This is a genomic window from Pseudoxanthomonas helianthi (assembly GCF_017939625.1).
GTDB classification, from domain to species: domain Bacteria; phylum Pseudomonadota; class Gammaproteobacteria; order Xanthomonadales; family Xanthomonadaceae; genus Pseudoxanthomonas_A; species Pseudoxanthomonas_A helianthi.
This window is the reverse complement of the sequence record NZ_JAGKTC010000003.1, coordinates 481,909-494,248: the sequence shown is the minus strand read 5'-3', so window position 1 is coordinate 494,248 and position 12,340 is coordinate 481,909. Positions and strand designations below refer to the sequence as shown.

General features: G+C 67.2%; 13 protein-coding genes. 7 read left to right on the top strand and 6 right to left on the bottom strand.

Annotation, left to right across the window (positions count from 1 at the left end; genetic code table 11):
• Nucleotides 1-87 precede the first annotated feature (87 nt).
• Nucleotides 88-1,842 (top strand): M1 family metallopeptidase, encoded by a 1,755-nt coding sequence (locus tag J5837_RS14100; RefSeq protein ID WP_210537396.1) that lies wholly within the window; start codon nt 88-90, stop codon nt 1,840-1,842.
• A gap of 146 nt (nt 1,843-1,988) precedes the next feature.
• Here the strand turns inward: J5837_RS14100 and J5837_RS14095 are convergent, their stop codons facing one another.
• Nucleotides 1,989-3,269 (bottom strand): TIGR03862 family flavoprotein, encoded by a 1,281-nt coding sequence (locus J5837_RS14095; RefSeq protein ID WP_210537395.1) that lies wholly within the window; start codon nt 3,267-3,269, stop codon nt 1,989-1,991.
• Between the two features lie 89 nt (nt 3,270-3,358).
• Between J5837_RS14095 and J5837_RS14090 the strand changes: the two genes are divergently transcribed.
• Nucleotides 3,359-4,957, top strand: coding sequence for a serine hydrolase (locus J5837_RS14090; RefSeq protein ID WP_210537394.1), 1,599 nt, complete (start codon nt 3,359-3,361; stop codon nt 4,955-4,957).
• A gap of 164 nt (nt 4,958-5,121) precedes the next feature.
• Here the strand turns inward: J5837_RS14090 and J5837_RS14085 are convergent, their stop codons facing one another.
• Nucleotides 5,122-5,550: an FKBP-type peptidyl-prolyl cis-trans isomerase gene (locus J5837_RS14085; RefSeq protein WP_210537393.1), complete on the bottom strand. Its 429-nt coding sequence runs from the start codon at nt 5,548-5,550 to the stop codon at nt 5,122-5,124.
• 77 nt (nt 5,551-5,627) lie between these two features.
• On the opposite strand from J5837_RS14085, the gene J5837_RS14080 reads away from it, so the two are divergent.
• On the top strand, nt 5,628-6,377 hold the full coding sequence (locus tag J5837_RS14080) for a sulfurtransferase (RefSeq protein WP_210537392.1): 750 nt from the start codon (nt 5,628-5,630) through the stop codon (nt 6,375-6,377).
• A 30-nt stretch (nt 6,378-6,407) separates the two neighbouring features.
• On the top strand, nt 6,408-6,560 hold the full coding sequence (locus J5837_RS14075) for a hypothetical protein (RefSeq protein WP_210537391.1): 153 nt from the start codon (nt 6,408-6,410) through the stop codon (nt 6,558-6,560).
• Between the two features lie 94 nt (nt 6,561-6,654).
• Here the strand turns inward: J5837_RS14075 and J5837_RS14070 are convergent, their stop codons facing one another.
• On the bottom strand, nt 6,655-7,866 hold the full coding sequence (locus J5837_RS14070; protein WP_210537390.1) for a BaiN/RdsA family NAD(P)/FAD-dependent oxidoreductase: 1,212 nt from the start codon (nt 7,864-7,866) through the stop codon (nt 6,655-6,657).
• Between the two features lie 271 nt (nt 7,867-8,137).
• On the opposite strand from J5837_RS14070, the gene J5837_RS14065 reads away from it, so the two are divergent.
• Nucleotides 8,138-8,347 (top strand): cold-shock protein, encoded by a 210-nt coding sequence (locus J5837_RS14065; RefSeq protein WP_210537389.1) that lies wholly within the window; start codon nt 8,138-8,140, stop codon nt 8,345-8,347.
• Nucleotides 8,348-8,520: 173 nt separating this feature from the next.
• Nucleotides 8,521-9,051 carry an adenine phosphoribosyltransferase gene (locus J5837_RS14060; RefSeq protein WP_210537388.1) on the top strand — a complete coding sequence of 177 codons (531 nt, stop codon included), beginning with the start codon at nt 8,521-8,523 and terminating at the stop codon, nt 9,049-9,051.
• A gap of 184 nt (nt 9,052-9,235) precedes the next feature.
• On the opposite strand, the gene dbpA is transcribed toward J5837_RS14060, so the two are convergent.
• From dbpA to J5837_RS14045, 3 genes are read right to left on the bottom strand one after another with little or no spacing between them, the layout of a single operon-like run.
• Nucleotides 9,236-10,627: an ATP-dependent RNA helicase DbpA gene (gene dbpA, locus J5837_RS14055; RefSeq protein ID WP_210537387.1), complete on the bottom strand. Its 1,392-nt coding sequence runs from the start codon at nt 10,625-10,627 to the stop codon at nt 9,236-9,238.
• A gap of 32 nt (nt 10,628-10,659) precedes the next feature.
• A complete protein-coding gene (locus J5837_RS14050) occupies nt 10,660-11,103 on the bottom strand; it encodes a barstar family protein (RefSeq protein WP_210537386.1) in 444 nt (147 codons plus the stop codon).
• Nucleotides 11,100-11,540, bottom strand: coding sequence for a guanyl-specific ribonuclease (locus tag J5837_RS14045; RefSeq protein ID WP_210537385.1), 441 nt, complete (start codon nt 11,538-11,540; stop codon nt 11,100-11,102). The genes J5837_RS14050 and J5837_RS14045 overlap by 4 nt, the downstream gene beginning before the upstream one ends.
• A gap of 101 nt (nt 11,541-11,641) precedes the next feature.
• On the opposite strand from J5837_RS14045, the gene J5837_RS14040 reads away from it, so the two are divergent.
• Nucleotides 11,642-12,244, top strand: a complete 603-nt coding sequence (locus J5837_RS14040; RefSeq protein ID WP_210537384.1) for a YdeI/OmpD-associated family protein — start codon at nt 11,642-11,644, stop codon at nt 12,242-12,244.
• Nucleotides 12,245-12,340 lie beyond the last annotated feature (96 nt).

Here is a 12,340-nt window from a genome sequence, read left to right as displayed (position 1 = left end):
TCGCGCGCGCCGGGTGATGTGACGTTAGGCAGGGTCGTTCGGAGTGCCGGTATGCGAAAGTTGGCTATTGTTCATCCGGGCCCTGCCATGTCTCCGAACCGTCGCCTGCTTGTCGTCGCGCTGTTGTCCGCCATGTCTTCGCAGGCGCTAGCCGCGAAGGCCACGAAGACCGAACAACCCGCGCTGACCCCGACCACGGCCGCGACCGGCTTGCCGCGTGCGCCGGAACAGGAAGCCGTGACCTTCGAGCTGGCCGACCTGTCGTTCAAGGTCGATCCGGCGCGCAAGCGCCTCGACGGCGATGCGAAGCTGACCTTCCTCGCCAACAAAGCCGTCGACAAGCTGGTTGTCGACCTCGATCGCAACTACAAGGTCGACCTGGTCGAGGTCGACGGCAAGCCGGTCGGCGCGGCGCACTGGCGCAATCCCGAAGGCCGCATGAGCGTGGACCTGCCGCAGCCGCTGGCCGCCGGCGCGCGGGCGACGCTGCGCGTCCGTTACGGCGGGCTTCCGCACGTGGCCAAGCGCGCGCCCTGGGACGGCGGCTTCGTCTGGTCCAAGGCGCCGACCGGCGAGCCATGGGTGGCCAGTGCGGTGCAGGGCGAAGGCTGCGACCTGTTCTGGCCGTGCATCGACCATCCGCTGAGCGAGCCGCTGCGCGTCGACCAGCACATCACCGTGCCTGCTCCGCTGGTCGCGGCCGGCAACGGCATCGCCCGCGGCATGGACGAGAAGGACGGCTGGCGCACCTACCACTGGAGCGCGAAGAACCCCAATACCTATGCCATCGCCCTGAACATCGGTCCGTACGAACTGCTGCAGGCCGATTACAAGTCGCGCTACGGCAACGTGATCCCGTTGCGCTACTGGTACCTCAGGAGCGACGACAAGGCGAAGGCGCAAGGCCTGTTCGACGGGTTCGCGCCGATGCTGGATTTCTTCGAGGAGAACATCGGCCCGTATCCGTTCGCGGACGAGAAGATGGGCGTGGTCGAAACGCCGCACCTGGGCATGGAACACCAGACCATCAACGCCTACGGCAACGACTACCGCAAGGACGAGAACGGCTACGACTGGCTGCTGCAGCACGAGTTCGCCCACGAATGGTTCGGCAACCAGCTGACCAACCAGGATTGGGACGACATGTGGCTGCACGAGGGCTTCGGCACCTACATGCAGCCGCTGTACCTGCAGTGGCTGCGCGGCGACATGGAATATTTCGCGGCACTGATGAAGCAGCGGGCGACGCTGGCCAACAAGTTCCCGGTGGTGTCGGGCGGACCGAAGTCGGAGAAGGAGGTCTACGACGGCGAACGCGGGCCGGGGCTGGACATCTACTACAAGGGTTCGCTGATCCTGCATACGCTGCGCGGGCTGATCGGCGACCGCGCCTTCTTCGCCGCGACGCGCGAACTGGTCTACGGCCGGCCGGATCCCGCGCCGGGCAATTTCAAGCCGCGTTACGGCACGACGCAGGATTTCATCGACGCTGTCAACCGCAATACCCGCGGCGACTATGGCTGGTTCTTCGACGTGTACCTGCGTTCTGCCGCATTGCCGCAACTGATCGCCACGCGCAACGCCGACAAGCTCGAGTTGCGCTGGAAGACCGCCGGCGACAAGCCCTTCCCGATGCCGGTGCAGGTGCGTGTCGGCGACAAGGTGGTGGATGTGCCGATGAAGAACGGGCAGGGCGGCATCGCGTTGCCGGCAGGCGCGAGCTATACGCTGGACCCGCATTCGAAGGTGCTGCGCGACCTGCCGCAGATCGTCGCGTTCCAGGCGGACAAGAAGGCGCGCGAGGCGGCGGGCAAGAGCACCGAGAAGCGGCCCGGTCAATAAGCCAGGAAGCGCGCACCACTCCGATGTGGGAGCGACGTCAGTCGCGATGCCTTCGCTTCTTTGTTGAACAACAGAAAAGCATCGCGACTGACGTCGCTCCCACGCCGGGAGTTCAATGCGTGGGGCGGGCCCTGGCCCGCCATGGGCTAGCGCAAATCTCCGGATGGCGGGCCAAGGCCCGCCCCACGGTGGTCGAGCCAACGCAGCACGCCACGTGCAGCGCGCAGGCCGCTGGCGAAGCTGGCCGTCAGCAGGTAACCGCCGGTCGGCGCTTCCCAGTCGAGCATTTCGCCGGCGCAGAACATGCCGGCTTTCGAGCGCAACATCAGGTGTTCGTCCAGCGCCTCCAGGCGCACCCCGCCGGCACTGCTGATGGCTTCCTCGATCGGACGTGGGCGCAGTAGCGGCAGCGGCAAGCGTTTCATGGTTTGCGCCAATATCGTTGGATCTTCCAATTGCGACTTGTCGAGCGCTTCACGCAACAACGCAGCCTTGACTCCTTCGATGCCGGCCTGCCGGCGCAGGAATTCGCTGAAGCTGCGGCCATTGCGCGGCTTGGACAGGTCTTTCAGCAAGCGATCCTGCTCGCGTCCCGGCACGAGGTCGAGGTGCAACAGCGCCGAGCCGCCGCGTTCGATCGCTTCGCGCAGATCGGCCGAAAGCGCATAGACCAGGCTGCCTTCGATGCCATGCGCGCTGACCACGCATTCGCCCTGCAGCGCATGTTCCTCGCCACGCGCATCACGCCAGTGGGCGATGACCGGCTTCAACGGCGCGCCGGCGAATTTCGTCGCGAAGAACTCGCTCCAGGCCACGTCGAAACCGCAGTTGGCGGGCTTCAGCGGGGCGACATCTACACCGATGCCCCGCAATGGCGCGATCCAATCGGCATTCCCACCCAGCTCGGGCCACGATGCGCCGCCGAGCGCGAATACGCTGGCATCGGCGCTGGTTTCGAGCTCGCTGCTGGGCGTGGCGAAGCGCAGCGCACCGTCATCGCTCCAGCCGATCCAGCGATGGTGCACATGGAAGCGCACGCCGGCCTCGCGCAGGCGCCGCACCCAGCCGCGCAGCAGCGGTGCGGCTTTCAGATCGGTCGGGAACACGCGCCCGGAACTGCCGACGAACGTCTCCACGCCCAACCCGCGCGCCCACTCGCGCAGGGCATTGGCGTCGAAATCGTCGAGCCAGCGGCCGACCTGCCCGGCGCGCTCGCGATAGCGCGCATCGAAGCCGGGACGCGGCTCGGAATGGGTCAGGTTCAAGCCGCCCTTGCCGGCGATCAGGAAGCGGCGCCCGACCGATCCCTGGGCCTCGTACAGGTCGACTTCCACGCCGGCAGCGCGCAGCGTTTCGGCCGCCATCAGTCCGGCCGGGCCGCCACCGACCACGGCGACGCGCGGGTATTTCGAAAAAGATTCCTGCATCGCGGGAATTATGCCGGCAATGACCGTCGGCACGGTGCCGGGGAGCGCGGATCGGCTATCGTCTGCGCCATCCAATCCGGGGAGTTCCCATGCGCGCACTGTTCCTGGCCACGGCCTTGCTGGTTCCCGTTTTCGCACCATCGCCGGTGTTGGCGCAGGACGCGGCACCCACCGACTTCGACGCCTACGTGGAGAACGTGCGCAAGACCTTCGACGTACCCGGCATCGCCGTGGCCATCGTCAAGGACGGCAAGGTGGTGCTGGCCAAGGGTTACGGTACGCGCGACATCGCCGGCGGCCAGCCGGTCGGCGCCGACACGCTGTTCGCCATCGCCTCCAACACCAAGGCCTTCACCGCGGCTTCGCTGGAGATGCTGGTCGACGACGGCAAGCTGAAGATGGACGACCGGGTCATCGACCACCTGCCGTGGTTCCAGATGTCCGACCCGTACGTGACCCGCGAGATGCGCATCCGCGACCTGCTGGCGCATCGCAGCGGCCTGAGCCTGGGCGCGGGCGACCTGCTGTACTGGCCGACCACCAATTACAGCAACCGCGAAGTCGCCGAACGCTTGCGCTACGTGCCGATCAAGGGCGGCTTCCGCGAGCAGTACGCCTACGACAACATCCTGTTCGGCGTGGCCCAGCTGGTGATCGAGCAGGCCAGCGGCATGCCGTACGAGCAGTTCCTGCGTACGCGCATCTTCGCGCCGCTGGGCATGGACCGCACGCGCTTCAACAGCGACCGGCTGGAGTCGGGCGACGATGTCGCCACCGGCTATGCGATGGCGGACTTCAGCAAGCTGCAGCCGGCACCGCGGATGACCTGGTCGAACGTCGCCGGCGCCGGCGGCATCTATTCCAGCGTCAACGACATGGCCAAGTGGGTGCGCGTGCAACTCGATGGCGGGGTGATTTCCGGCGAAGGCGAGCAGGCCAAACGCCTGTTCACCGAGGCGCGCCAGCGTTCGATGTGGACCATGCTGACGCCGATCCCGGTGTCGAAGCCCTCGGTGCCGGAACTGGCCGCGGCCGCGCCGAATTTCGCCGGCTACGGCGAGGGCTGGAGCCTGTCCGACTATCGCGGGCGCAAGCTGGTGTGGCATACCGGTGGCTGGCCGGGCATGGTCTCGCGCGTGACCCTGGTGCCGGAACAGAAGCTGGGCGTGATCGTGTTGACCAACCAGGAGGTCGGCGCCGCGTTCAATGCGGTGACGCTGCGCGCCCTGGACATGCAACTGGGCATCGCACCGACCGACTGGACGGCGGCTTACGCCAAGTCGCTGGCGAAGTCGAAGGGCAACGCCGACGAAAGCTGGAACAAGCACCTGGCCGCGCGCGACGCCAAGTCGAAGCCTTCGCTGCCGCTGTCCGCCTACGCCGGCACCTATCGCGATGCGTGGTATGGCGACGTCGGCATCGCGATGGAGCAGGGCAAGCCGGTGATGCGCTTTTCGCGCACCGCCGAGCTGGTCGGCGATCTGCAGCACTGGCAGCACGACACCTTCATCGTGCACTGGCGCCAGCGCTGGCTGAATGCCGATGCGTTCGTGAGCTTCGACCTGGACGAAGACGGCAAGATCGTCGCGGCGACGATGAAGCCGGTTTCGCCGCTGACCGACTTCAGTTTCGATTTCCAGGACTTGGATCTGCGCAGGGTCGAGACGACGAAGGACGACGCCAAATAGTTGCGTCGTATCGGATCGTCAGGAACGAAAATCCCGTCATCCCAGCAAAAGCTGGGATCCATTTTGCTGTTGCTCTTGCGATGCCGACCCAAAGGCAAAATCAAGATGGATCCCAGCTTTCGCTGGGATGACGGGCAGAAAGAGCGAGTGGTTCCGGGTTCCCGTTATTCGACCCCCAGCAACTCCACATCGAACACCAGCGACGCATTCGGCGGGATCACGCCGCCGGCACCGTCGCTGCCATAGCCGTCGGCAGCCGGAACCAGCAGCGTGCGTTTGCCCCCTACGCGCATGCCGGCCACGCCGTCGTCCCAGCCGCGGATGACCTGGCCTGCGCCCAGCACGAAGGTGAACGGCTCGTTGCGGTCGCGCGAACTGTCGAACTTCAGTCCGTGCTTGTCGGCAGCGTCCTGCTCGTACAGCCAGCCGGTGTAGTGCACGGTGACCCGGTGTCCCGCGCTGGCGACCGGGCCCTGGCCGACGACGCCGTCGATGCGCTGCAATGCGGCCACGTCGCCCCCGGGGTACGGCGCTGCGGGGGTGCAGGCGCCAAGCGAAAGGACGAGGGCGAACAGGCAGGCCGACAAACGCATGGGGAGTCCGGAAGGAGGAGAAGGGGCGACAGGGTAGCCGAAGCCGCGGCGCGGCCGCCGACGGGTAAAATGCGAGGATGATCCTCAACATCGCCGCCTACCACTTCGCCCGAATCGACGACCCGCAGGCGCTGGTCGCGAACTTGCGCGGGCGCGCCGAAGCGCTCGCGCTGCGCGGCACCGTGCTGGTTGCGGAAGAGGGCGTGAACCTGTTCCTGGCCGGCGGCGAGGCCGCGGTGCGCGCCTTCATCGCCGGGTTGCGCGAAGACGCGCGGTTCGCCGACATCGCGGTCAAGGAAAGCTGGAGCGATGCGGTGCCGTTCGCCCGGCTCAAGGTCAGGGCCAAGCCGGAAATCATCAGCTTCCGCCGAGCAGGCAGTTCGCCGCTGGCCGGGCGCGCACCGGCGGTCGATCCGGACACGCTGGCGCGCTGGTTGCGGCAGGGCCACGACGACGCTGGCAAGCGCGTGGTGATGCTGGATACCCGCAACGCGCAGGAAGCCGAGTTCGGCAGCTTCGCCGGCGCGGAAATCCTGCCGATCGTGAAGTTCACCGACCTGCCCGCCGAGGTCGAGGCGCGCAAGGCCGACTGGTCCGACGCCACCGTGGTCAGTTTCTGCACCGGCGGCATCCGCTGCGAAAAGGCCGCGCTGTGGATGCGCAACGAAGCCGGCATGGACAATGTGCTGCAGTTGGATGGCGGCATCCTCGGCTACTTCGAACGGGTCGGCGGCGAAGGCTACGAGGGCGCCTGTTTCGTGTTCGACGACCGCATCGCCCTGGACCCGGCGCTGCGCCCGCTGGCCGACGGCGAAGCGCTGGCCTAAGCTGCGCGCAACTTCGACGGAATCTTTCGCATGAGCTGGATCGGACTTGTCCTTGCCATCCTCGGCATCTGGCTGGCGCTGAAGGTCGCCGGCTTCTTCCTCAAGCTGCTGATGTGGGCGCTGGTGCTGTTCGGCGCGTATTGGTTCCTCGCGCCGCTGCTGGACCTGCCGCGGCCGTTCTGACTCCCGTAGGAGCGCACCTGGGCGCGACCCGGGATTTCCGCTTGCGCAGTTCTTCGCGCGGTACCGTTTTTTGCGGTCGCGCCCAGGTGCGCTCCTACAAGGACATGCCGGCGGCATGGCCGCTGGCCCAGGCCCACTGGAAGTTGTAGCCACCCAGCCAGCCGGTGACGTCCAGCACCTCGCCGACGAAATACAGGCCGGGCACGTGCCGGGACTGCATCGTGCTGGAAGACACGCCGTCGGTATCGACGCCGCCCAGGGTCACCTCCGCGGTCCGGTAGCCCTCGGTACCACTGGCGACCAGCGGCCACGACGCCAGCAGCCCAGCGATGTCGCGCAATTCCGGCGCGTTGTACTGGCGCAGCGGCTTGTTGCGCAGCCAGTGCTCGCACAGGCGCTGGGCGAAGCGTTTGGGCAGCACTTCGCCGAGCAGGGTCTTCAGTTCCGCGTCGCGACGGCTGCGTTGCCATTCGGCCAACAGGGCGGGAATGTCGTGGCCGGGCAGCAGGTCCAGGCGCAGATCGTCGCCCGGTTGCCAGTAGGAGGACACCTGCAGGATCGCCGGACCGCTGACGCCCCGGTGGGTCAGCAGCATGAAGTTGCGGAAGCCGATGCCGTTGCAGGTCGCCTCGACCGGCAGGGCGACGCCGCTGAGGTCCTGCAGCCGTTCCTGGTGCTTGCCGCTGAGGGTCAGCGGCACCAGGCCGGGGCGGGTCGGCAGCACGTCGTGGCCGAACTGCCGCGCCAGCTCGTAGCCGAAATCGCTGCCGCCGAGGCTGGGGATCGACAGCCCGCCGCTGGCGACGACCAGCGAATCGGCGGAAAACGCGCCCTGCAACGTATGCAGCCGGAAGCGGCCGTTGTCGGCATGCGCGACCCGCTCGATCTGGCATTCGGTGCGCAACTGCACGCCGGCGGCCGCGCATTCGTCCAGCAGCAGCTTGACGATCTGCTTCGACGACTCGTCGCAGAACAGCTGGCCGAGTTCCTTTTCGTGGTAGGCGATGCGGTGGCGTTCGACCAGTTCGATGAAGTCGGCCGGGGTGTAGCGGGCCAGCGCCGACTTGCAGAAATGCGGGTTCGCGGAAATGAAATTGCCCGGTCCGGCACCGGTGTTGGTGAAATTGCAGCGCCCGCCGCCGGACATCAGGATCTTCTTGCCGGGCTTGTTGGCCCGTTCCAGCACCACAACGCGCAGGCCCCGCTGGCCGGCGGTCAGCGCACACATCAGCCCCGCCGCACCGGCGCCGACCACGACCACGTCGAAGTCGCGACCGGTCGTGGGAGGCGGGTGGCTGGAAGGCATCGAACGGGCTGGGGCAGGGCGGGCCAGTTTAGGGGAATGGCCCCGAAACTGAACGAGTCCCGAAAAAAAAGTCGCAATTTGGTTAAAACGTGCGTATCGTTCGCGCCACTGTGCTTGCCGGAAACCCGTGGTCCTGGGCCCCGGATGCAGTAGATCCAGACGATCAGCTACATCTTTCCGCTTCAACCAACCTGCAAACCCAGTCTCGGCCCGGAATTCCCGTGCCGCGCACCCGTAGTTACTTTGTCAATTTGTTTCAGGAGTTAGAAAGATGTCTGAGCGTCAAACCGGTACCGTCAAGTGGTTCAACGATGCCAAGGGCTTCGGTTTCATCACCCCGCAGAGCGGCCCGGACCTGTTCGTGCACTTCCGTTCGATCGTCGGCAACGGCTTCAAGTCGCTGCAGGAAGGCCAGCAGGTCAGCTTCGTCGCCGTGCAGGGCCAGAAGGGCATGCAGGCCGACCAGGTGCAGCCGCTGTAAATCCAGCGTCTCACGGTTGATCCAGAAAACGCCGGGCTCGCCCGGCGTTTTTCTTTTCTCCGCTAGGAGCGTACCCGGGCGCGACCGTAAAAACGACTTCGTGCGGCAGATTCCGCAAGCTGGCAAACGGCGTCGCGCCCAGTGCGCTCCTGCATCGACGGTAAGATCTGGCGATGAGCGAATCCCTTTCCGACTACCTGCCGCTGGTCCGCGATGTCCCCGACTTCCCCAAGCCGGGCATCGTGTTCAAGGACATCACCCCGTTGCTGGCGAACGGCGATGCGTTCGCCGTCGCGATCCGGACCATGGCCGAACCGTGGCGCGACGCGGGGCTGGACGCGGTGGTCGGCATCGAATCGCGCGGTTTCATCCTGGGCGCGGCCCTGGCGCTGGAACTGGGCGTGGGTTTCGTGCCGGTGCGCAAGCCGGGCAAGCTGCCGGCTACCGTGCTGAGCGAAAGCTATGCGCTGGAATACGGCAGCGACAGCCTGCAAGTCCACGCCGACGCCTTGCCGCCGGGCGCGCGGGTGTTGCTGGTCGACGACGTGCTGGCCACCGGCGGCACCTTGCGCGCCGCGTCGAACCTGCTGCGCCGGCAAGGCGCGGAAGTGGCGGGGGCCGCGGTGCTGATCGAACTGGCGGCGCTGGAGGGCCGCGCCGGTTGGCCGCAGGACCTGCCGCTTCGGGCCGTGCTGAACTTCTGACTTGTGCGTCGTGAGAGCGGTCGTGGGCCGCGATGCCGTTGCCCTTGCTTTTGTAGAGTCGAGCTTGCTCGACTGCTCTTCGCCCGATCGAGGCGCGTAAGCGAAAGCAGTCGAGCAAGCTCGACTCTACAAGGGCCGGGGAAGGCATTCGCGACCAAGGTTGCTCCCACAGGTCGCAGGCGGGCTAGATTTTCCTGACCCGGAAGCTGCGGCCCTTGATTCGGCCTTCGTTAAGGCGTGCCAGCGCCTTGCCGGCCAGCGCGCGTTCGATGGCCACGTAGCTGCGCGTGGCGAAGATGGCGATCTTGCCGATCGCCGACGCGGGCAGGCCGGCATCGCCGGTCAGCGCGCCGAGGATGTCGCCGGGACGCAGTTTGTCGGTCTTGCCGGCGTCGATGCGCAGGGTGACCATCCTGGCCGGCGCCGCGGCATTCGCCTTCGGCGTGGCCGTGGGCGTACGCAGCCAGCGCAACGGTTGGCCCGCGCGTTCTTCGATGATCTTTGCGCGCGGCAGTTCGCGCGAAGACACCAGGCTGATCGCCAGGCCGCTGCGCCCCGCGCGGCCGGTGCGGCCGATGCGGTGCTGGTACACGTCGGGGTCGGAGGGCAGTTCGTAGTTCGCCACCAACGCCAGGTCCTCCACGTCGAGCCCGCGTGCGGCCACGTCGCTGGCTACCAGCACCTGACAGCTGCGGTTGGCGAAGCGCAGCAGGGCTTCCTCGCGGTCGCGCTGTTCCATGTCGCCGTGCAGCGCAAGCGCGGTGAAGCCGAAATGGCGCAGCGATTCGGCCACTTCGTCGGCGTCGCGTCGGGTGTTGCAGAACACCACGCAGGATTCGGCGGACAGCTCCAGCAGCAGCGCGGCCAGCGCCGGCTGCTTGCGCGCCGGGTCGACTTCGAAGAAACGCTGCTCGATCTCCGGCGCATGGGCGACGCCTTCGACGCCGACTTCCAGCGGATCGCGCAGCATCGCGGCGGCCATCGCGCGGATCGATTCGGGCCAGGTGGCGGAGAACAGCAGGGTCTGGCGCTCTTTCGGGGTCTTGCCGACGATCTCGCGGATCGGCTCTTCGAAGCCCATGTCGAGCATGCGGTCGGCTTCGTCGAGCACCACGGTGCGCACGCCGCCCAGGTGCAGGACCTTCTTGTGCAACAACTCCTGCACGCGACCGGGCGTACCGACCACGACCTGCGGGTCGTGGGCCTGCAGGGAGGCCAGCTGCGGCGCCAGCGGCGTGCCGCCGCACAGCACCGATACCTTCAGGTTGGGAATGGCGACGGCCAGCCGGCGGATATGCGCGCCGACCTGGTCGGCCAGCTCGCGGGTCGGGCACAGCACCAGCGCCTGCGCGCGGATCAGCGCCGGATCGAGCCGCTGCAGCAGGCCCAGCGCGAACGCGGCGGTCTTGCCGCTGCCGGTGGGCGCCTGGGCCAGCACGTCGCGGCCGGCGAGGATCGCCGGCAGGCTTTGCGCCTGGATCGGCGTGGGTTGCGCATAGCCGGCCGCTTCCACGCCCTGCTTCAGGGCGGCAGACAAGGGAAGGGTGGCGAAGTCGAGCGATGCGGGGGCGTCCATGCGCCATTTTCGCAGCATCGCGGCGGTTGCGCTTATTCCTGCGCTTCCATCTCGTCGAAGTCTTCCTCGTCCAGTGCCACGAACACCCAGAACGGCACCTCATGCTCGGCCCAGAAGGCGCGGGCTTCGTCCAGGATCGACAGCAGCGTATCGAAATCGTCGCCCTCGGCGCGATGCAGGTCGCTGGCGCCGTCCAGCAGCAGCGTGTAACCGGGGGCGGGCAGCCACGACAGGTCGCGCAGGCTGTCGCTGAGCGCATCCCAATTGCGGCCGCCGCTGGCGGGGAAATCCAGCGCCACGGCGAAGCGCAGCAGCAACATCGCCTTGCTCTCGCAACCGAGCAGATCGATGCGCCTTGCCAGCAGCCCGGCGTCGCGCGCAGCGGCATCGAGCGTGTCCAGGTCGTCGGTGGCGACGAAGAACACGCCGGCGCGGCCGGCGTCGTCCAGGCCGAGGTCGAAACCGGAGTCGCTCATCGGCGGGCCTCGTCGAGTGCGCAGTCGAATTCGCGGAACGACTCGTAATGGTCGTCGGTGTAGTAGCAGGTCTCGGGCGGTTGCCCGCCGGTGATGATGCGCCGGGCACCGCGATTGCCCGCGCCGGGCGTCTCCACGGTGAATTCGTGGTAATAGCCGCGCGGCCGGTCCGGCAGGCGACCTTCGCGGTTGCCGAACACGCTGCCGTCCTGGCGGTGCGGGTAAGGCCCCTTGCTGGCGATCAGGCGCAGGGTGTCGTGCGCTTCCGCCGGCAGGAAATCGGGCATGGATCGCGATGCCGGGCCGGGGGGGGTGTGCAGGGGCGGGGCGGATGTTTCGACCGGGGGCGGCGCGAAGGCCGGCTGCGCCGGACGCGAACCCCACCACCACATGGCGGCGACCAGCAACAGCAGGGCGATGATGGAAAGCTTGCGCAAGACCGCTCCGCGGTTCGGGTCGAGCACGCATCATAATGGCCGCGGATGCGGACCGGGTGAACATCCGCCGCAACGCGACGAGGCCGATGAGGAGCGTCCCAATGCCGAAACACGACCCGCGCATCGATGCCTATATCGAACGCGCCGCGCCGTTCGCGCAGCCGATCCTGGCGCGCGTTCGCGAATGGGTGCACGAGGCCTGCCCGCAGGTCGAGGAAACCATCAAATGGGGCATGCCGACCTTCGAGTACGCGGGCGGCATCCTCTGCGGCATGGCCGCGTTCAAGCAGCACGCCTCGTTCGGCTTCTGGAAACATGCGTTGGTGCTGGGCGAGGGCGAGCCGCGCGACGGCATGGGCAGCTACGGCAAGATGGCTTCGCTGCAGGACCTGCCGCCGAAGAAGACGCTCGTCGCCCACATCAGGAAAGCGATGAAGCTCAACGAGGATGGAGTGAAGGCGCCGACTACACGCAAAACGGCGCCGAAGCCGCCGCCCGAGGCGCCCGCCGACCTCGCGGCCGCGTTGAAGAAGAACAAGGCGGCGAAGGCGTCGTTCGACGCGTTTCCGCCCGGCGCGAAGCGCGAATACATCGAATGGATCGTCGAGGCCAAGCGCGAGGACACCCGGGCCAAGCGCCTGGCCCAGGCCGTCGAATGGATGGCCGAAGGCAAGCGCCGCAACTGGAAGTACGAGAACTGCTGAAACGTCGCGAGGCGCGCCTGTCCGAGAGGCGCCGTAGGAGCGCCCCTGGGCGCGACCGCAGACTTCACGCCCTACGGAATTCGCCCGCGCTGCGCC